The sequence below is a fragment of the Candidatus Palauibacter irciniicola genome (assembly GCF_965208695.1).
Classification (GTDB): domain Bacteria; phylum Gemmatimonadota; class Gemmatimonadetes; order Palauibacterales; family Palauibacteraceae; genus Palauibacter; species Palauibacter irciniicola.
The window spans coordinates 766338-783947 of record NZ_OZ242352.1; the positions used below are offsets into that span (position 1 = coordinate 766338).

A 17610-nucleotide genomic window follows, 5' to 3' on the forward strand; every position below is an offset into this window, starting at 1 on the left:
CGGCGAGGAGAGTCCGGCTCGCACCCCGGCCGCTGGTGAACGCCGCGACCGGGGTCTTGAGCGGGGGACAACTCGTGGTCTAGGATCAGGGTCCGCGAACCCCTCTGCCCAGGAGTCGAGCCATGAAGCGCCGAGACTTCCTCGCCACCTCCGCCGCGGCCGCCGCCGGATCCGGTCTGATCGCCTGCCGCGCCCCCGAGACGGCCGCCGCGCCCCCGGACGGGATCGGACAATGGGGCCCCGCCGGCGACTCGAACGTCCCCGGCCTGCTCGGCCCCGCTCACGGGACCGTGTGGGGCCGCCGTGGCGTGACGGCCGCCGCCGACTACTACGCCTCGCTCGCCGGCACGACGATCATGATGCAGGGCGGAAACGCGATCGACGCCATCGTCGCCGCCTCCGCCACGCTCAACGTCTCCGAGCCCTACATGTCCGGGCTCGGCGGCTTCGGCGGCTTCATGCTCATCTACCTGGCCGAGGAGAACCGGGTCGTCGGACTCGACGCCCTCGGCCGGGCGCCCGCGGCCTCCTCGGCGAGCACGATCACGCCGGATGACGTCGAGATGGGCTACCGGGCCCCGATCGTGCCCGGCGCCTTCAAGGGCTGGGCCGCCGTGCTCGAGCGCTACGGCACAATGAGCCTCGGCGACGTGTTCGAACCCGCGATCCAGCTTGCCGAGGACGGCTTCGTCATCTCGAAGTTCGATGCACTCCACACCAACGGGAGCGCGGACAAGCTCGGAAGGTTCCCGTCCAGCGCCCGTGTGATGTTCCCGAACGGCCGTCCGCCGCGGATGGGCGAGATCATCAGGCAGCCCGAACTCGCGGCGAGCATGCGCCGACTCGCGCGCGAAGGCGCCGACGACTTCTACATGGGCGAGATCGGAGACCGCATCGTCGCCTTCCTCGCCGAGAACGGCGGCCACATGACGAAGGCCGATCTCGAGGGCTACGAGGTCGCGTGGAGAGAGCCCATCACGACGACCTTCCAGGGACACGACCTGTACGCCATGCCGCCCGGGTCGTGCGGGATGACGATGTTCCAGGCGCTCAACATCATGGACGGCTTCGACCTCGCGAACATGGACCTCTACAGCTCCGAGTTCGCCCACCTGTGGCTCGAGGCGAACCGGCTCGCCCTCATCGACGACGAACGGTACAACACCGGGAACGAAGACGCGGAGATCCCGGTCGACATGCTCATCTCGAAGGAATACGCGGCCGAACAGCGGGCGACGATCGATCCCGCTCGCATCGCCTCCTTCGCGGGCGCCCCGCTCCCGTTCTTCGGGACGACGAGCCTCTCTTCCGCCGACCGCTGGGGGAACGCCGTCGCCTTCACGCAGTCTCTCGTCGCCCTCTACGGGAGCGGCGTGATCGCGGGCGACACGGGGATCTTTCTCAACAACGGCCACATGTTCGGCTTCTCCCTCGAGGAAGGGCACGTCAACTACATCGCGGGGGGCCAGAAGGCGAAGGGCGTGATGACGCCGTGCGTCGTCATGAAGGACGGGAACCTCGTCGCGGCGGTCGGCGCCGCCGGCGGCTACACGATCCCGCAGACGGTGGGGCAGGTGATCACGAAGCTGACGGCCGGCGGGATGGACATGCAGCTCGCGATCGCATCGCCCCGCATGTGTCTCAACCGGGGCGGCGGTCTGACGCCGATTCCGGAGGATTCCGTCACCTACCTGGAGGCGGGTTTCCCACCGGACGTGTACGGGGAACTGGCGGATCGCGGCCACAATCTCGTCCAGCCCGGCAACCTCGGCGGTGTGCAGGGCGTGTACCGGGATGCGGAGACGGGCGCTCTCGCCGGCGGATCGGATCCGCGCCGCGACGGCCACGCGATCGCCTGGTGAACCGGGAACGGCCGGCGTCCCTGGCCGCGGGGCTGGCGGCGCTGGCCGGGCTCGCCTGCGCGGATGGCGTTTCGACTTCCGCCGACCGCGCGGAAGGCGCCCCCGTGAGTGCGCTCACGCGCAACCAGGCGCTTCACATCCCCATGCGCGACGGCGTTCGCATCGCCGTCGACGTGTGGCTGCCCGCTGGCATCCAGCCGGGGGATCGGCTCCCGGCCATGATGCGGGCGACCCGTTACTGGCGCGCCCGGGGCGAGGTCGGCGTCCCCCTCGAGGAGACATCGAACTTCGCCGAGGCGGAGCGCTGGAACCGGGCCGGGTACGCGCTTGTCCTCGTGGACGGGCGGGGAAGCGGGGCCTCGTTCGGGATCCGCCGCTTCGAACTCGCCGAGGACGAGGTCACGGACTACGGGGAGGTCGCGGACTGGATCGCGGACCAGCCCTGGTCGAACGGGCGCGTGGGCGCCTACGGGGTCTCCTACGCCGGGAACACGGCCGAGATGCTCGCGGTCAACCGCAACCCCGCCGTGAAGGCGATCGCGCCCCTCTTCAACGACTTCGACAACTTCGGCCACCTCATCTTCCCGGGCGGCGTGCTCACGGTCGGCTTCCTCGAGGACTGGTCGAACCGCACGCGCATGCAGGATCTGAACGACATCTGCGGCCTCTCCGACGCGATCGGGGCCGCCTGCGACGAGGTGCGGAGCCGGGTCACCGGCGTGAAACCGGTCGACGCGGACGTCGACGGATCGCTGCTCGCCGCCGCGGTGGCGGAGCACCAGGCCAATACCGTGCCCTTCGAGGCGGCGCTGGAGTACGAGTTCCGCGACGACCCGTTCGGCCCCTACGGCGAGACGAACGTCGGGCACCGCCGCAGCCCCTCCGGCCACCTCCCGCAGATCGACGAGTCCGGCGCCGCCATGTTCGTCCGCGTCGGCTGGCAGGACGCCGGGACCGTGAACGGCACGCTCGGCCGCTACAACACGATCTCGAACCCGCAGCAGGTGTTCATCGGCCCGTGGGACCACGGGGCGCGCAACGACACGGACCCCTTCAAGGCGGACGACACGCCCGTCGCCCCTGACGCCGACGCCCGGTTCGAGGAACTCGTCGCGTTCTTCGACGCCCACCTCAAGGAGGATGGATCCGGCGAGACGCCGACGGAGATCCACTACTACACGCTCGGCGCCGATCGCTGGACGCGGACGGAGACGTGGCCCCCGGAGGGCTTCGACGACGTGACGTGGTACTTCGGCGAGGGGGGCACGCTGTCGACGGAAGCTCCCGCCTCGGAAGCCGGGGGGGACCCCTACACCGTCGACTTCACCGCCACGACGGGCACCCGGAACCGCTGGTACACGAACGGCGGGGGCGGCGATGTCGTGTACGGCGACCGCCGCGCGGAGGATGAAAAGCTGCTGACCTACACGAGCGCGCCGCTACCGGTCGATACCGAAGTCACCGGCCACCCCGTCGTCACGGTGCACCTGGCGTCCACCGAGACGGACGGCGCCTTCATCGTCTACCTGGAGGATGTCGCTCCGGATGGCACCGTGCGGTACATCACCGAGGGACAGCTCCGCGGCGTCATGCGCGGGGTCACGGACGACCCGCCGCTGTACCGGAAGTACGGGCCGCACCGCAGCGAATCGCGCGCGGACGCCCTCCCGCTCGTGCCGGGGGAGGTCGCGGAACTGAGCTTCGACCTGTGGGCGACGTCGGTTCTGTTCCGGGCCGGCCACCGCATCCGGATCGCCCTCGCCGGCGCGGACGCGGACACCTTCCTCCGCTATCCGCGCGACGGCAACGTCCCGGAGTGGACGGTGCAGCGCAACGCGATCCACGCGTCCCGCATGGTCCTGCCGATGAGGCCCGCTAACCCGAATCGGTGACCAGTTCGAGCGTCGTCGTCGTTTCCATGGGGATGGCCATCCCACCGACCGCCATCTCGAGCTTCGTCAGGCTCTCCTGAAGGACGTACCGGCCCTCGGCGAGATCCACGACCATCGACCCGCTCAGTTCCCCGCTGATGCTCCCCGGCATCCCGCCCATGTCGATACTGGACTCCACGGGGCCGGAGAACGTGATCGTCGCCTGACCGTCCTCCAGGCTCGAGAGCGTGTACGTGAATTCCACGTCCGTGACCTGCGCGGGTCCGCCCACGGCCATGGGGACCGGTACGGTCTCCGTCCAGGAATCTCCCGCGGCGACCTCGGCCTCGGGTAGCCAGAAGAAGTTCGTGCCTTCGAACAGCGGCTCCCCGAACTCCTGGGCGTTGGAATCCCCAGCTTCGTCGGCGACGACGTTCCGCAGCCGTCCGCGCGGATCCATCTCGATCGTGAAGGCGCTCCCGGAGAGGTCCACCGAGTTGGCGCCCGGGATGGCCGAGGTCATCGAGGACGAGTCGATCACGGCGCCGGCCCGGATGCCCTCCTCCGTCGCGCTCAGGATCGTCTGCGTCATACGGGCGCGGAGCGTAAGAGCGGGTCCGGGAGGCATCATGGGGTTCTCCATGGTCATTTCCATGAAGAAGTCATACCGATTCTCCTGACCGTCGGGCGGGGCGAGTCGAAGGAGCGTCTGCCCGCTCACGGGGAGAGCGAACGCGAGGGAGATCATGGCGGCGGCGCCGACGCCGCGCAGGACTGGTTTCATGGGTCCTCCATTGAGGTTCACGGGTTCGGGACTTTCGGCGGGCGGTTCCGTGTCAACTGTCCGGCATCAGTTCGAGCGTGGTCGTCGTATTCACGGTCATCGACGTCCCGGCCACGCCCATTTCCATGTTCTGCCGGCTCGTCTGGCTCACATACCGGCCCTCGACCAGGTCGACGACCATCGTTCCGGACAGGGTCCCGGAGCCGCTCATCGCCATGCCCTGGAAGTCCATGTCCATGTCCATCGGCCCCTCGAACGAAAGGGTCGCGAGGCCGTCAGCGAGACTCACGAACGTGTAGGTGAATTCCATGTCCAGCGACATCGTTCCGCCGGTCCCCATCGGCATCTCGATCGGCGTCTCGACCATCCAGGCATCCCCCGGACTGACCTCCCCTTCAGGCAGCACGGAAAGGCCGGCTCCCTGCAGCATGCTTTCGACGCTCACCCCGGCATCTTCCGGCACGCCCTCGCTCTCCACGACTTGCAGGACGCCGCCGCGCGGGTCCATGTCGACGGTGAAGGACAGCCCGGAGAAGTCGGGCAGCATGTCGTCCATCCCCGGCATCGGCATCCCGAACGTGGTGCTGGCCGAATCGACCGCCCCGCGGACTCGAATGACCTCGCCGTCCACGCTCAGGATCGTCTGAATCTGTTGCCAGGCCATGGTCATGAGCGGCGCACCGGTCGAAGGCATCATGGGACTCTCCACGCTCGTTTCCATGGAGTAGGCGTAGCGGGAAACCTGACCCTCGGGCGGTGCCATCCGCAGCAGGAGCGGCGCTTCGAGCGGGATGGTTCGGATTGCGGGGGACGGGCCGCACGAGGTGAGGACGGCGGCGAAACCGAGCGTCGTGGCGGCGGCGAACCTGCGCCATCGTGAAGTCATGTGGTCCTCCTGACGGTAAGGAGACAGGGACTCGGGAGTTCGCGCGATCGACGGCGCGATTCCCGCCCCGGCTCGGATGTTTCGTCCTCGGCCGCCAGGGTGCCCGCAACATGCGCGATCGGATCGGAGTGTGCCACCGGCGACGGGGACGATTTACCCTCCGCTACCCCCGAGTTGAGACGGAATTCATGGCCGCGGGGATACATGATGGCATGGCTCCGAAGATCCTCGAACTCCCGGCGAGCGAACGTCCGCGGGAGCGGCTTCGCCGCTTCAGCCCGGATGCGCTCTCGACGACGGAACTGCTCGCGGTCGTGCTCGGGGCGGGCGCGACGGGGCGTTCCGCCGTGGACGTCGCCGGCCGCCTGCTGGCCGACTTCGGCGGCTCGCTGAGGGAGATGGGGCGGGCGGAGCCGGCCGAACTCGAGCGGACCGGGGGGGTCGGCCCCGCCCGCTCGGCCGCCGTGGCCGCCGCGCTCGCGCTCGGGCGGCGACAGGCGGCGGAACCCGCCCGCGCCAGCGCGCGCATCCGCAGTCCGGCCGACGTGTTCGGACGCCTCGGTCCCCTGCTCCGTGACCGCCGGCAGGAAGAATTCTGGGTCATCTACCTGGATACGCAGAGCCAGGTGCTGCTCGAGCGGCGACTCACGGTGGGCCTCCTGAACAGCTCGCTCGTCCACCCGCGCGAAGTGTTCGCGCCGGCGATCGCCACGGCCGCGGCCTCCGTCATCCTCGCCCACAACCATCCCAGCGGCGAACCCGAACCGTCTCCCGAGGACATCGCGGTGACCTGCCAACTCGTCGAGAGCGGCCGGCTCCTCGGCATCCCCGTCCGCGACCACATCATCCTCGGCGACCGGGCCTACGTGAGCCTTCGCGAACGCGGCATCTGCTAGCGGTTCCCGGCCCGCCCCGCGCCGAACGCGCGCGCTACTGCTATCTTTACAGGTTGCCCGGGCCGTTGGATGGCGGCCGCGGGTGCGGTGTGGCGCCGCACCAGGGCGGTGACGTCTCAGGGACGGAGCGCGAAGCGTGGAGAGCAGTCTCAAGCGGGAAGTCGACCGGGCCGCGCCGGGAGCGGGCCCGCGCTCGCTGCTGCCCCCGGACTTCATGAAGGCGATCGAGGGCTACGAGGCCCGCCTCGACCTCGACCTGCTCGCCCTTGCGTTCCAGTACAGCCTGGAGAAACACGAAGGCCAGAAGCGCCGCTCGGGCGAGGACTACATCCGCCACTGCGTGGAGGTCGCCAAGATCCTCATCGAGATCCGGCTCGACACCGTGAGCATCGCCGCTTCGCTCCTCCACGATGTCGTGGAGGACACGGACACGACCGTGGACGAGATCCGGACGGAGTTCGGCGAGGAAATCGCCCTCATCGTGGACGGTCTCACGAAGATCTCGCTGTTCGCGTTCGGCTCCATGGCGGAGCGTCAGGTCGAGACCTACCGCAAGCTCCTCCTCTCCATGGCCCGCGACGCGCGCGTGATCATGGTCAAGCTCGCGGACCGTCTCCACAACATGCGGACGCTGGAGCACATGCCGGAGGGCGCGCGGCAGCGGATCGCGCTCGAAACCCGGGAGATCTACGCGCCGCTCGCCCACCGTCTCGGGGTCGCACGGCTGAAATGGGAACTCGAAGACCTCGCCTTCAAGTTTCTCGAGCCCGAGGGCTACAGGAAGCTCGTGAAGGAGGTCAACGCCACGCGGGACGAACGCGAGGCGCTGATCCGACGCATGGAGGAACCGCTCCGGGCCGAGCTGGACGCCGCCGGCATCGTTTGCGAAGTCACGGGGCGCCCCAAGCACCTCTGGTCGATCTACGGCAAGATGGTGAAGCGCGACAAGCCGTACGAAGAGGTGTACGACACGCTGGCGATGCGGCTCATCGTGGATTCGGTGCGCGACTGCTACCACGCGCTCGGCATCGTGCATAACAAGTGGACGCCGCTCACGGAGCGCTTCCACGACTTCATCGCCACGCCGAAGTCGAACATGTACCAGAGCCTGCACACGACGATCTTCGGCCCCGGCGGCGCGCTGTACGAGATCCAGATCCGCACGCACGAAATGCACCGCACCGCGGAGTACGGGATCGCGGCGCACTGGCGCTACAAGGAGGGCGCGTCCGGAGACGAGGTCGATGACGAACTCGCGTGGTTCCGGCAGGTCCTCGAGTGGCAGCAGGAGACGCGCGAGCCGGAGGAGTTCATGGAGTTCCTCCGCATCGACCTGTTCCAGGATGAGATCTTCGTCTTCACTCCGGCGGGAGACGTCAAGCAGTTGCCGAAGGGGGCCACGCCCATCGACTTCGCCTTCGCCGTTCACACCGAGGTCGGGCTTCGCTGCAAGGGCGCGAAGGTGAACGAACGGATCGCCCCGCTCAGCCGTCCGCTTCGGAACGGGGACACCGTACACATCCTCACCTCCGATTCGCAGACGCCGAGCCGGGACTGGCTGGGCTTCGTGCGGAGCAGCAAGGCCCGCCACGAGATCCGGCAGTGGATCCGCGACGAGGAGCAGGAGTCCGCCCTCCAGCTCGGGAAGGACATCATCCAGCGCGAGTGGAGGCGCCGCCGCCGCGGGAAGGTGGACGAGGCGGCCCTCAGGTCGGCGTGCGAGACGCTGGGGTACGACGGGCCCGATGCACTCCATGCGGCCGCCGGCCGCGGGGATGTGGGGCTCACGCGCGTGATGCGCGCCATCCTGCCGGAGGTCATCCCCGAAGTGCCTCAGAAGAGTCCGAGCCCGCTTCACAAGCTCGTGGACAAGGTCTGGGGCGGCGGAGGCCAGGGGATTCGGATCCAGGGGATGGAGAACCTGATGGTCCGGTACTCCCAGTGTTGCCAGCCGGTCCCCGGGGACAGGGTCATCGGCTATATCACCCGCGGCCGCGGCGTTTCCATCCACCGGCAGGATTGTCCGAACGTCCTGAATCTGTCCGACGCTCCCGAGCGCCGGGTGGAAATCGAGTGGCAGGCGCACGGCGAGCGCCGGTTCCTGGTCCGCATCGTCATGGAGGGGACGGATCGCCACGGCCTGTTCGCGGACATCGCCCGTGCGGTCAGCGACACGGGCACGAATATTCAGTCGGCCGACATCAAGGGGGTAGAGGGAGGGATGCGCGGACAGTTCGTCGTTGAAGTCGAGAACCTGACGCACCTGCAGAAAGTCATGCGCCAGGTTCAGGGCGTGAAGGGCGTGATCTCCGTCGAACGGAAGGAGTCCTTCGGGGAGAGCGGCCTCACCATCGAGTGACCCGCCGCTTCGAGACCATGCCCCGCTTCGACCTCCAGCTTCCGTTCGACCCGATGGGCGACCAGCCCACCGCGATCCGCGAGTTGGCCGAGGGCGTCCGCCGCGGCGACAAGTGGCAGACACTGCTCGGCGTGACCGGCAGCGGAAAGACGGTGACGCTGGCGGCGATGATTGCGGAGGTCAATCGCCCGACGCTGGTGATGAGCCACAACAAGACGCTCGCCGCCCAGTTGTACGGAGAGCTGCGACAGTTCTTTCCCCGCAATGCCGTCGAATATTTCATCTCCTACTACGACTATTACCAGCCCGAGGCCTATGTCCCCGCGACGGATACTTTCATAGAGAAAGATGCGTCGATCAACGAGGACATAGACCGGCTGCGGCTCCGCGCCACGTCCGCCCTCATGGAACGGCGGGATGTGATCGTCGTCGCCTCCGTGTCCGCGATCTACGGACTCGGCGATCCGGTCGGCTACCGGGAACTCATGCTCACGCTGCGCGAAGGGCAGGAGATATCCCGCCGGGAGATCCTCTCCGGACTCGTGCAGATCCAGTATTCGCGGAACGATCTCGATTTCGTGCGCGGCACGTTCCGGGTGCGGGGCGATGTGATCGAGATCCTGCCCGCGTACGAGGAGCAGGGGGTCAGGGTCGAGATGTGGGGCGATGCGATCGAGCGCATCTCGAAGATCGATCCCATGACCGGCGCGACCATCACGCGCCTGCCCGAGACGTCGATCTTCCCCGCCACGCACTACGCGACGCTCGGCCACCGGCTGGAGGAGGCCCGGCACGCGATCTACGTGGAGCTGGAGGAACGGCTGATGCACCTCCGGCAGGATGGCCGGCTCCTCGAAGCGCAGCGCCTGGAGCAGCGCACGCGGTTCGATCTCGAGATGCTGACGGAAGTGGGGTTCTGTCCCGGGATCGAGAACTACAGCCGTCACCTGGACGGCCGGGCGCCCGGCAGCCGTCCCTACTGTCTCCTCGACTATTTTCCGGATGACTATGTCGTGGTCGTCGACGAATCCCACGTGTCGATCCCGCAGATCGGCGGGATGTACGAGGGGGACCGCAGTCGAAAGACGACGCTGGTCGAGTTCGGATTCCGGCTTCCGTCCGCGCTGGACAACCGGCCGCTGTCGTTCCGGGAATGGGAAGATCTCGTGCCGCGCGCGATCTTCGTCAGCGCGACGCCCGGCGAGTACGAGTTGCGGAAGAGCGGCGGCGTCGTCGTGGAGCAGTTGATTCGGCCGACCGGATTGCTGGATCCGGAAGTGGAGGTACGGCCGGTCCGCGGGCAGGTGGACGACCTGCTCGGCGAGATTCGCCGGCGGACGGAACGGCGCGAGCGCGTGCTCGTGACGACGCTCACGAAGCGGATGGCGGAGGATCTGTCCGAGTTCCTCGCGGTGCGGGGCGTGCGGGTGCGCTACATGCACTCGGACATCGCGGCGATCGACCGCGTGAAGATCCTCCGCGACCTGCGGCTGGGGACGTTCGATGTCCTCGTCGGGATCAACCTGCTGCGCGAGGGCCTCGATCTGCCCGAGGTCTCCCTCGTCGCGATCCTCGACGCGGACAAGGAGGGCTTCCTCCGCTCGGACCGCTCGCTCGTGCAGACGATCGGCCGCGCGGCCCGGAACCTCGCGGGGAAGGCGATCCTGTACGCGGACAAGGTGACGGATTCGATGCGGCGCGCGATGGAGGAGACGGCGCGGCGACGCGAAGTGCAGGCGGAATACAACCGGGAGCACGGGATCGAGCCGCGCTCGATCGTGAAGTCGGTGAGGGAGATCAGATTCTCGACCGCGGTGGCCGATGCGCGGGAGGCGCAGCCCGCCGTGCACGAACGGGAAGGCTCCTACGAGGAACTGTCGCCGGAGGCTCTGGCCGAGACGATCGAGAAGGACATGCGCGCCGCGGCGGCCGCGCTCGACTTCGAGACGGCGGCCCGGCTGCGGGACGAACTGTTCGAGATTCGTGCCCGGATCGGCGACGGGAAGGCGACGCGGCCGCCGGGGTTGCCGATCTCCGCGGGGGATCCCGCATGAGGAGCGCCGTGCTGGACGAGGCGGGGCTCGTGCGCTGGGGGCGGGAGGTCGGGGCGGTCGCGGATCGCGAGGAGGTCTTCGTCGCGCTCACCGGACCGCTCGGCGCCGGGAAGACGCGGTTCACGCAGGCGGCGTGCGCCGGAGCGGGCGTGGACGAGGCGGTGACGAGCCCGACCTACACGCTCGTCCACTGGTATGCCGGCGACCGGGGTCCGGTCGGGCACGCGGACCTGTACCGCCTCCGCGATCCATCCGAACTCCTCGCCCTCGGGTGGGAGGAACTGGAAGCCCACGCCGGGGCGGTCTTCGTCGAGTGGGCGGAGCGGGCCGGGGAGGAGCTTCCGATGGACCGCTGGGAAGTTCGATTCGAGTTCAGCGGAGGGCCCGACAGCGCCGGAGGGGTCGACAGCGCCGAAGGGGCCGCCGGACGCACCGGGGATGCGCGGCGGCGGGTGACGGCGCGCGCGCTGGGCCGCGTCCCGCCGGTTCCCGATCCGGGCCCGTACGCCGAGGGGGCGGAGTCATCCGCGTGCTGAGTCTGGCGCTGGAGACGAGTACGGGACTCGGCGGCATCGCGGTGGGCCGCGGCGACAGCCTGATTTCCGAATGCGCGCTGGCCGTCCGCGCGACGCACTCCGAGACCGTCCTCGACGAGGTGGATCGCATGCTCGCTCGCGCCCGGATCGGCGTCGACGACATCGAACGTGTGGTCGTCGGGGCGGGGCCCGGCTCCTTCACCGGCGTGCGGATCGCGGCTTCGCTGGCGAAGGGGTGGTGCCACGCGAGGGGAGTGCCGCTCTTCGCGTACTCGAGCCTTCGCGCCGTCGCCGCCTCCTCGGGGCGTGACCGCGTATGCGCGCTGTTCGACGCCCGCCGGGGGGAGGTGTACGGAGCCGCCTTCGCCAACGGTCCTCTGGAAGCCCCGGTGCGCGGGCCGGCCGCGTGCGATATCGACCGCTGGGTCGGGGGGCTGGAGGACTGCGGCTCATGGTCCTTTGCCGGGGAGGGGGCGATCCGGCACCGCGCGACGATCGAAGGCCGTGGCGGAAGGGTGCTCCCCCCGTTTCTCGGCGTACCGCGCGCGGGTGCGCTCCTGTGGCTGGCGGAGAGGCTTCCGGCCGGCCGCGTCGCGGACATCGACGGGTGGGAACCCCGGTACGTGCGGACTTCCGGAGCCGAACGCGAGGTCGGGCGCCGTGGCGGAGCCGGCTAGGCGGACCCTCACGATCCGGCGGCTCCTCGAGTCGGATCTCGGGCAGGTCACGGCGATCGAGGAGGCCTGTTTCGCCACGCCCTGGTCGGAACGGACGTTCCGGAACCTGCTCAGGCGCCCCGACGCGGTCCTCCTCTCCGCCGTGTACGGAGAGCGGCGCGTCGCGGGGTATGCCGCCGTGTGGTTCGTCGGGCGGGAGGCGGAACTGGGGGACCTCGCCGTGGCCCCGAACGACCGCCGGCGCGGCATTGGGGGCGAACTGGTGGACGCGGTTCTCAGGGAAGCACGGACCCGGGGGGTCCTCCGGATCTTCCTCGAGGTGCGGGAAGGAAACCGAAGCGCGCAGGATCTCTACCGAAGCCGGGGATTCGAGATCGTCGGACGGCGTCGCGGATACTACGCGGGCCCGAAGGAGGACGCTCTGGTCATGCGGCGGTTGCTGGTCCGTTGATCGTATCCTGTTACCTTGATCCTCTTCATCATCACCACCACCATGGACCTTCGAGTCGATCATCGGGGAGGCGGGAATGGCGCGCAGTCTGAACAAGGCGACACTCATCGGAAACCTGGGCGCGGACCCGGAAGTGCGGTCGACGAACACGGGTACGCGGGTGGCGACGCTCTCCGTCGCGACCAGCCGCCGGTGGACGACGCGCGCCGGCGACCAGCAGGAGAAGACGGAGTGGCATCGGGTGGTCTGCTGGGACCGCCTCGCCGAGATCTGCGAGCGCTACCTGCGCAAGGGCGACCGCGTCTACGTGGAGGGCCGGATCGAGTACCGGCAGTGGGAGGGGCAGGACGGCCAGACGCGGTATACGACGGAGATCCGGGCGCTCGAGATGATCATGCTCGGGAGCAGCGGCGGCGGCGGAGAGAGCTATTCGGCGACGGAACCCCGGCAGGAACGTTCGGATTTCTCGGAGTTCTCCAACCGATCCGTCGCGGGTGAGGACGATCTCCCCTTCTGAGGCGTCCGGCGTCGCGATCGCCGGATCTCGCCACGGCATGGATCCTCCGCTGCCGGAGACGTTGCCGCGTGCTCCCTCCGACGCGCTCATCGCGGTGGGACTCAGTCACCGGACGGCTCCCATCGACATCCGGGAACGTTTCGCGCTCGGAGACCGGCGGCGGGCGGAGTGGGTCGAGAATCTGACGGCCCGGCCGGGCGTCTCCGAGTGCGTCGTGCTTTCCACCTGCAACCGGACGGAATGCTACCTGGCGGGAAGCGACGCGGAAGCGCTCGATCGCCTTGGGCGCGACGCGCTGTGCCGGGTGTCGGATCTGGGGGCCGCGGGAGATTCGTACCTGGCGACGCTCGAAGGGGCGCGGGCCGTCCGCCACCTGTTCCGCGTGACCAGCGGACTGGAGTCGCTCATCGTCGGCGAACCGCAGATTCAGGGCCAGGTCCGGGGAGCCTACCGGGATGGGCGTCCGATGGTGGGGCCCGTGCTGCACCGCCTGTTCCAGTCGGCCCTCGAGGTCGGCGGGCGTGTACGGGCCGACACGTCGATCGCGAGCGGCGTGACATCGATCCCCGGCGCGGCGGTCGGTCTCGCCCGGAAGGTGTTCGGGTCGCTCGACGACCGCAGCGTGCTCGTGCTCGGGACCGGTGAGATGGGAAGGCTCACCGTGCAGTGCCTCAAGCGCGAAGGGGCAGGGCGTGTGTTCCTCGCGAGCCGCGACCCGGCCCGGGCCGAGCGCGTGAGCCGGCCTCTCGAAGCGCTCGCGATGCGAAGGAGCGCGGCGCTCGAGGCGCTGGATCGCGTGGATCTCGTCATCGCCTGCACGGAGTCGGAGGCGGCCTTCCTTCGGGCGCCGCATGTCCGGAGCCCGCGAACGGGGCGGGCGCCGCTGGTGATTCTCGACATCGCCGTGCCCCGCAACGTCGATCCACGCGTGGCCGGGATCCCCGATGTGTTCCTGTACAACATCGACGACCTGCGGCAGGTCGTGGATCGCGCCCGTGCGGCGCGCGAGCACGAGCGCGAGCGGGCGGAGGCGATCATCGAGCGGCACGTCGCAAAGTACCGGGCCTGGCGTCGAAGTCGTCGCGCCGACCCGGCCGTCCGGGCGCTGAGGGACACCGCTCGCCGGCTGGTAGCCGATGCCCTCGCCGCCCGCGCCGCGCCATCCGACACGGACGAGGCCCGGCGGCTGGCGAGCCAGGCCGCGCTCAACAAGGTTCTGCACGGGCCGACACGCGCCATCCGATGGCTCGCCGAACGATCCGACGGCGAGGCGTGTCTTCGTCGGATGGAACCATGGCTGACAGGCCGTGGACCCCGCGTCGGCGCCGGGAGCGGTGAAGGGAGGACGGGGGGATGAGTCAGGACAAGGTGGAGGGGGGGCGCAGGTGATGACGGGCATGGTACAGGATCTTTCCGCTCGCGTGATCGATTCCCCCATCGACATGATCCTGGGCGCGACCCTGCCCACGAAAATCATCCTCACCGTGCTCGCCGCCTTCTCGCTCGTGTCCTGGGTGCTCATCATCTGGAAGTTCCGCGAGTTGCGCGCCGTGAACGCGCGGGCGGACGACTTCGTGTTCGCGATGGCCGGGGCCAACGGCCTCGTGGATCTCAACGACGCGCTGGCGGAACTCGACGATTCCCCCTTCAGAAGGGTGTTCCGGGAGGGGATCGCCTTCTTCTCCGAACTGCGCCCGGGCGCGCTCGACGCCACACACGTCGGCGAGGGGCTGAGCCCGACGCAGCTCGAAGCGCTGTGGCTGGTGCTCGAGAAGAGCCTCGCGGAGGCAAAGGATGAACTTGCGCACGGGCTGCCCTGGCTCGCGATCATCGGCTCGGTGAGTCCTCTCCTCGGCCTCATGGGAACCGTCGTGGGCGTGATGAACTCGTTCATCGGGATCACATCGCAGGGGTCCGCCAACATCGCGGCCGTCGCGCCGGGCATCGCGGAAGCGCTCACGACGACCGTCGCGGGGCTGGCGGTCGCGATTCCCGCGGTCATCGCGTACAACCACTATGCCTCCCGCCTGCGTCTCTTCGTGGGAGAACTGGAAGGATTCGCGAGCGAATTCGTGGGGACGCTCGCGCGCGAGGGGCGCCTGTGAGCCGGGACTCCGGCGGCCGGAGGATGAGGAGCGCGGGATGAAAAGGCGCTTTACACAGCAGGCCGACGGGATCGGCGTCGTGGCGGAGATCAACGTCACGAGCCTCGTCGATGTCGCGTTCACCCTCCTCATCATCTTCATGATCACGGCCCCCATTCTCCAGGGCGGCATCGAGATCGACCTGCCGGAGGGCATCTCCGCGCCTCTCAGCGCATCCGATGCGCTCGTCGTCTCGATCGACGCGGACGGGCAGATCTACCTGGATGACGTCCCGGTGACGTTCGAGGAGCTCGAGGCCTCGCTCGCGTTGGCTCTCGAGCGCTTCGAGTCGGACATGGTATATCTGAAGGCGGATGGCGATCTCGCCCTTCGGGAGGCGACTCGCGTGATGGGTCCGATTCAGGACGCCGGAGGCGTGCTGAACATCGTCACCGATCCGGACCCGAGGCGTCGCCGCCCATGAACCTGCACGGAGGGGCGGAAGCCGGGAGCGGTCGCGGACGCTGGCGCGCATGGCGGCGCGGAGGGCCGCCGCGCCACGGGCGTCCGCCCAGGCGGGCCGTGTACGGCTCGCTCTGCTTCCACGGAGGTCTCGCGGCCCTCGCCGTGTTCGGCGACGCGGTGATCCGCCCGGCTGAACTGCCCAGGACGTACCGGGTGAACATGGTCGCGTTCGCTCCGGAGGATGCGCCGATCCGCATCGATCCCTCGCCGCCCGAGGTCGCGGAGGAGGAGAACCGGCCGCCTCCGCCGGAGCCGACGCCCGACCCGGTGCCGCAGGTGGAGACGCCCACGGTGGAGGCCGAAGTTCAGGTCGAACGCGAGGCGGAGCCGGAGCCCGCGCGGACCGAGGAGGTCGGCGAGGAAGTTCTCAGTATCCGGATCGCCGGCGAAGCCTCGGCCTGGCCCGAATACGGGGAGAACATCATCCGGCAGATCCAGCGCCGGTGGCGGCCTCCCGTCGGCGCGCGCGAGCTTCGGGCCGAGGTCTACTTCATCATCCACCGGGACGGGCGGGTGACGGGGTTCGAGTGGGTGGCGAGATCCGGGAGCCTGGTCTTCGACACCCAGGCGATGGGGGCCGTGGAATCGGCGGGCCGTGACCGGGCCTTCGGCCCGCTCCCGGACGACTTTCCGGCGGACGCGCTCGCCGTCTCGTTCTTCTTCGATCCGAGCGCGCGCTGAATGGACGCACGTGGTGTTCTTCGACGACGCCGTACCGCCGGGCGGGGCCGCCGGGTCGCCGCCGCCGGGCTGATGCTGGCCGCCGCCGCGGCCGGTGCGCCGCTGGGGGGCCAGGAGGGCGGCGCGCTCCGTCTGGGCCTCACCTACGAAGCCGGCTATGTGCCGGGCATGGTCGTCGCACCCGTCTCCGCGAGCGCCGGATTCGACGACCTGGGCGCGGCGGTCGGCGAGATTCTTCGCACGGACCTCGACTTTTCCGACCGGTTCGACATCCTGGCGGTGCCCGACACGCTCGCCTTGAGCGGCCCTCCGAACTACGCGCTCTGGAACGAGCTCGGGGCCGTGTGGCTGGTCACCTCGGACATCTCCGTCGCGCCGGGGACACAGACCCCGCTGCTCAGGGTCAGTCTGCACGACGTCGTCTACGGAAACCTGGAGAACGTCCAGGCCTTCAGCCTGCCCTCCATGGATGCGGCCGACTTCCGAATGTCGGTCCACCGCATCTCCGACCGGATCGTCTTCTGGGCGACCGGAGGCCAGCGCGGCATCGCCGCGACCCGGATCGCCCTCCGCCGGAGGGATGGGGATGGATCGTCCTATCTGCTGCTCATCGACAGCGATGGCCGGAACCCGCAGCGGATCGAGACCGGAGGGCGTAACGTCTTTTCGCCCGCCTTCTCGCCGGACGCCACCCGCATCGCGTACACGATCCAGGATGAGACGGGGCACTTCTCGCTCGTCGAGCTGAATCTCATCACCGGCAGCCGCCGGACGGTGAGGTCCGGGAGGCTCATCCAGACGCCGAGCTGGACGCCGGACGGACGACTGGCGTACGCGGAAGCCATCGGCGGAACGACGCGCGTAGTGGTCGAGGGCGGCGGGCCGCTGACCGAAGGGCGGGCCCAGTCGCTGAATCCCAGCTTTTCGCCCGATGGGGCGTCGTTCGCGTACGAGGCCGATCCGGCCAACGAGCAGCAGGTATACGTCCGTGCCGTCTCGGGTGGCCCGGCCCGCCGCATCAGCATCTATCACCCGCGGGAGGATACCAACGCGGCGGGCCCGGACTGGTCGCCCAACGGCGACCGGATCGCGTATTCCGCCCTGAGCGACCGCCGCTGGCAGATCTTCACGGTAAACCCGGACGGCACCGACCGGCGCATGCTGACTCGGCGCGGCGAGAGCGAGGATCCCAGTTGGGCGCCCGATGGCCGTCACCTCGTCTTCTCATCGGTCGACTCGCAGGGCTCGACCGTCTGGATCCTCGATGTCTTCACGGGGAGGTCCCGGCCCCTGACGGCGGGACGGCTCGACGGTCTCCCGGACTGGTCGCCCCCGATCCCGGCGGGCTCGTGACCGCGCTCGACCTGCGGGTTGCGACTTGACGGGTCTGCGATAGGTTACGAATCCGTGTTGAAACCGGGATCGGG

General features: G+C 69.1%; 16 protein-coding genes. 14 read left to right on the forward strand and 2 right to left on the reverse strand.

Features of this window, described 5'->3' with window-relative positions; all coding sequences use genetic code 11:
- Positions 1-122: 122 nt before the first annotated feature.
- Positions 123-1862, forward strand: coding sequence for a gamma-glutamyltransferase (gene ggt / locus ACOGI9_RS03235; RefSeq protein ID WP_419858452.1), 1740 nt, complete (start codon positions 123-125; stop codon positions 1860-1862).
- Positions 1859-3754: a CocE/NonD family hydrolase gene (locus ACOGI9_RS03240; protein ID WP_419858453.1), complete on the forward strand. Its 1896-nt coding sequence runs from the start codon at positions 1859-1861 to the stop codon at positions 3752-3754. Before ggt ends, ACOGI9_RS03240 begins: the two co-directional genes overlap by 4 nt.
- On the opposite strand, the gene ACOGI9_RS03245 is transcribed toward ACOGI9_RS03240, so the two are convergent.
- Both ACOGI9_RS03245 and ACOGI9_RS03250 read right to left on the reverse strand, forming a co-directional pair.
- Positions 3738-4517 (reverse strand): DUF6263 family protein, encoded by a 780-nt coding sequence (locus ACOGI9_RS03245; protein WP_419858454.1) that lies wholly within the window; start codon positions 4515-4517, stop codon positions 3738-3740. The two genes, ACOGI9_RS03240 and ACOGI9_RS03245, sit on opposite strands and share 17 nt — an antisense overlap.
- A 52-nt stretch (positions 4518-4569) precedes the next feature.
- On the reverse strand, positions 4570-5403 hold the full coding sequence (locus tag ACOGI9_RS03250; RefSeq protein WP_419858455.1) for a DUF6263 family protein: 834 nt from the start codon (positions 5401-5403) through the stop codon (positions 4570-4572).
- A 212-nt stretch (positions 5404-5615) separates the two neighbouring features.
- Between ACOGI9_RS03250 and radC the strand changes: the two genes are divergently transcribed.
- The 12 genes from radC to ACOGI9_RS03310 all read left to right on the forward strand — a co-directional run bounded on the left by radC (position 5616) and on the right by ACOGI9_RS03310 (position 17536).
- A complete protein-coding gene (gene radC, locus ACOGI9_RS03255; protein WP_419858456.1) occupies positions 5616-6299 on the forward strand; it encodes a RadC family protein in 684 nt (227 codons plus the stop codon).
- A gap of 136 nt (positions 6300-6435) precedes the next feature.
- The gene (locus ACOGI9_RS03260; protein WP_419858457.1) at positions 6436-8658 is read left to right on the forward strand and encodes a RelA/SpoT family protein; all 2223 of its coding nucleotides are present in this window, start codon (positions 6436-6438) and stop codon (positions 8656-8658) included.
- A gap of 17 nt (positions 8659-8675) precedes the next feature.
- On the forward strand, positions 8676-10712 hold the full coding sequence (gene uvrB, locus ACOGI9_RS03265; RefSeq protein WP_419859229.1) for an excinuclease ABC subunit UvrB: 2037 nt from the start codon (positions 8676-8678) through the stop codon (positions 10710-10712).
- A complete protein-coding gene (gene tsaE, locus ACOGI9_RS03270; RefSeq protein ID WP_419858458.1) occupies positions 10709-11248 on the forward strand; it encodes a tRNA (adenosine(37)-N6)-threonylcarbamoyltransferase complex ATPase subunit type 1 TsaE in 540 nt (179 codons plus the stop codon). The genes uvrB and tsaE overlap by 4 nt, the downstream gene beginning before the upstream one ends.
- Complete coding sequence (tsaB, locus tag ACOGI9_RS03275; protein WP_419858459.1) at positions 11242-11925, forward strand: tRNA (adenosine(37)-N6)-threonylcarbamoyltransferase complex dimerization subunit type 1 TsaB; 684 nt, start codon at positions 11242-11244, stop codon at positions 11923-11925. The genes tsaE and tsaB overlap by 7 nt, the downstream gene beginning before the upstream one ends.
- The gene (rimI, locus tag ACOGI9_RS03280; protein ID WP_419858460.1) at positions 11909-12376 is read left to right on the forward strand and encodes a ribosomal protein S18-alanine N-acetyltransferase; all 468 of its coding nucleotides are present in this window, start codon (positions 11909-11911) and stop codon (positions 12374-12376) included. Before tsaB ends, rimI begins: the two co-directional genes overlap by 17 nt.
- A gap of 76 nt (positions 12377-12452) precedes the next feature.
- Positions 12453-12893 (forward strand): single-stranded DNA-binding protein, encoded by a 441-nt coding sequence (locus tag ACOGI9_RS03285; protein WP_419858461.1) that lies wholly within the window; start codon positions 12453-12455, stop codon positions 12891-12893.
- A 37-nt stretch (positions 12894-12930) separates the two neighbouring features.
- Positions 12931-14250 (forward strand): glutamyl-tRNA reductase, encoded by a 1320-nt coding sequence (gene hemA, locus ACOGI9_RS03290; RefSeq protein WP_419858462.1) that lies wholly within the window; start codon positions 12931-12933, stop codon positions 14248-14250.
- A gap of 31 nt (positions 14251-14281) precedes the next feature.
- On the forward strand, positions 14282-14998 hold the full coding sequence (locus tag ACOGI9_RS03295; protein WP_419858463.1) for a MotA/TolQ/ExbB proton channel family protein: 717 nt from the start codon (positions 14282-14284) through the stop codon (positions 14996-14998).
- Positions 14999-15035: 37 nt separating this feature from the next.
- Positions 15036-15461, forward strand: coding sequence for an ExbD/TolR family protein (locus ACOGI9_RS03300; protein WP_419858464.1), 426 nt, complete (start codon positions 15036-15038; stop codon positions 15459-15461).
- A complete protein-coding gene (locus ACOGI9_RS03305) occupies positions 15458-16183 on the forward strand; it encodes a TonB C-terminal domain-containing protein (RefSeq protein WP_419858465.1) in 726 nt (241 codons plus the stop codon). The genes ACOGI9_RS03300 and ACOGI9_RS03305 overlap by 4 nt, the downstream gene beginning before the upstream one ends.
- Positions 16184-17536, forward strand: a complete 1353-nt coding sequence (locus tag ACOGI9_RS03310) for a hypothetical protein (RefSeq protein WP_419858466.1) — start codon at positions 16184-16186, stop codon at positions 17534-17536.
- The last annotated feature ends 74 nt before the right edge of the window (positions 17537-17610 follow it).

Bases quoted from the DNA above. Each gene is read 5' to 3' on its own strand.
- radC (WP_419858456.1), top strand. From the start codon at position 5,616: ATGGCTCCGAAGATCCTCGAACTCCCGGCGAGCGAACGTCCGCGGGAG.
- uvrB (WP_419859229.1), top strand. From the start codon at position 8,676: ATGCCCCGCTTCGACCTCCAGCTTCCGTTCGACCCGATGGGCGACCAG.
- ACOGI9_RS03295 (WP_419858463.1), top strand. From the start codon at position 14,282: ATGACGGGCATGGTACAGGATCTTTCCGCTCGCGTGATCGATTCCCCC.
- ACOGI9_RS03300 (WP_419858464.1), top strand. From the start codon at position 15,036: ATGAAAAGGCGCTTTACACAGCAGGCCGACGGGATCGGCGTCGTGGCG.
- ggt (WP_419858452.1), top strand. From the start codon at position 123: ATGAAGCGCCGAGACTTCCTCGCCACCTCCGCCGCGGCCGCCGCCGGA.
- ACOGI9_RS03285 (WP_419858461.1), top strand. From the start codon at position 12,453: ATGGCGCGCAGTCTGAACAAGGCGACACTCATCGGAAACCTGGGCGCG.
- ACOGI9_RS03310 (WP_419858466.1), top strand. From the start codon at position 16,184: ATGGACGCACGTGGTGTTCTTCGACGACGCCGTACCGCCGGGCGGGGC.
- ACOGI9_RS03250 (WP_419858455.1), bottom strand. From the start codon at position 5,403: ATGACTTCACGATGGCGCAGGTTCGCCGCCGCCACGACGCTCGGTTTC.
- hemA (WP_419858462.1), top strand. From the start codon at position 12,931: ATGGATCCTCCGCTGCCGGAGACGTTGCCGCGTGCTCCCTCCGACGCG.
- tsaE (WP_419858458.1), top strand. From the start codon at position 10,709: ATGAGGAGCGCCGTGCTGGACGAGGCGGGGCTCGTGCGCTGGGGGCGG.
- ACOGI9_RS03305 (WP_419858465.1), top strand. From the start codon at position 15,458: ATGAACCTGCACGGAGGGGCGGAAGCCGGGAGCGGTCGCGGACGCTGG.
- ACOGI9_RS03245 (WP_419858454.1), bottom strand. From the start codon at position 4,517: ATGAAACCAGTCCTGCGCGGCGTCGGCGCCGCCGCCATGATCTCCCTC.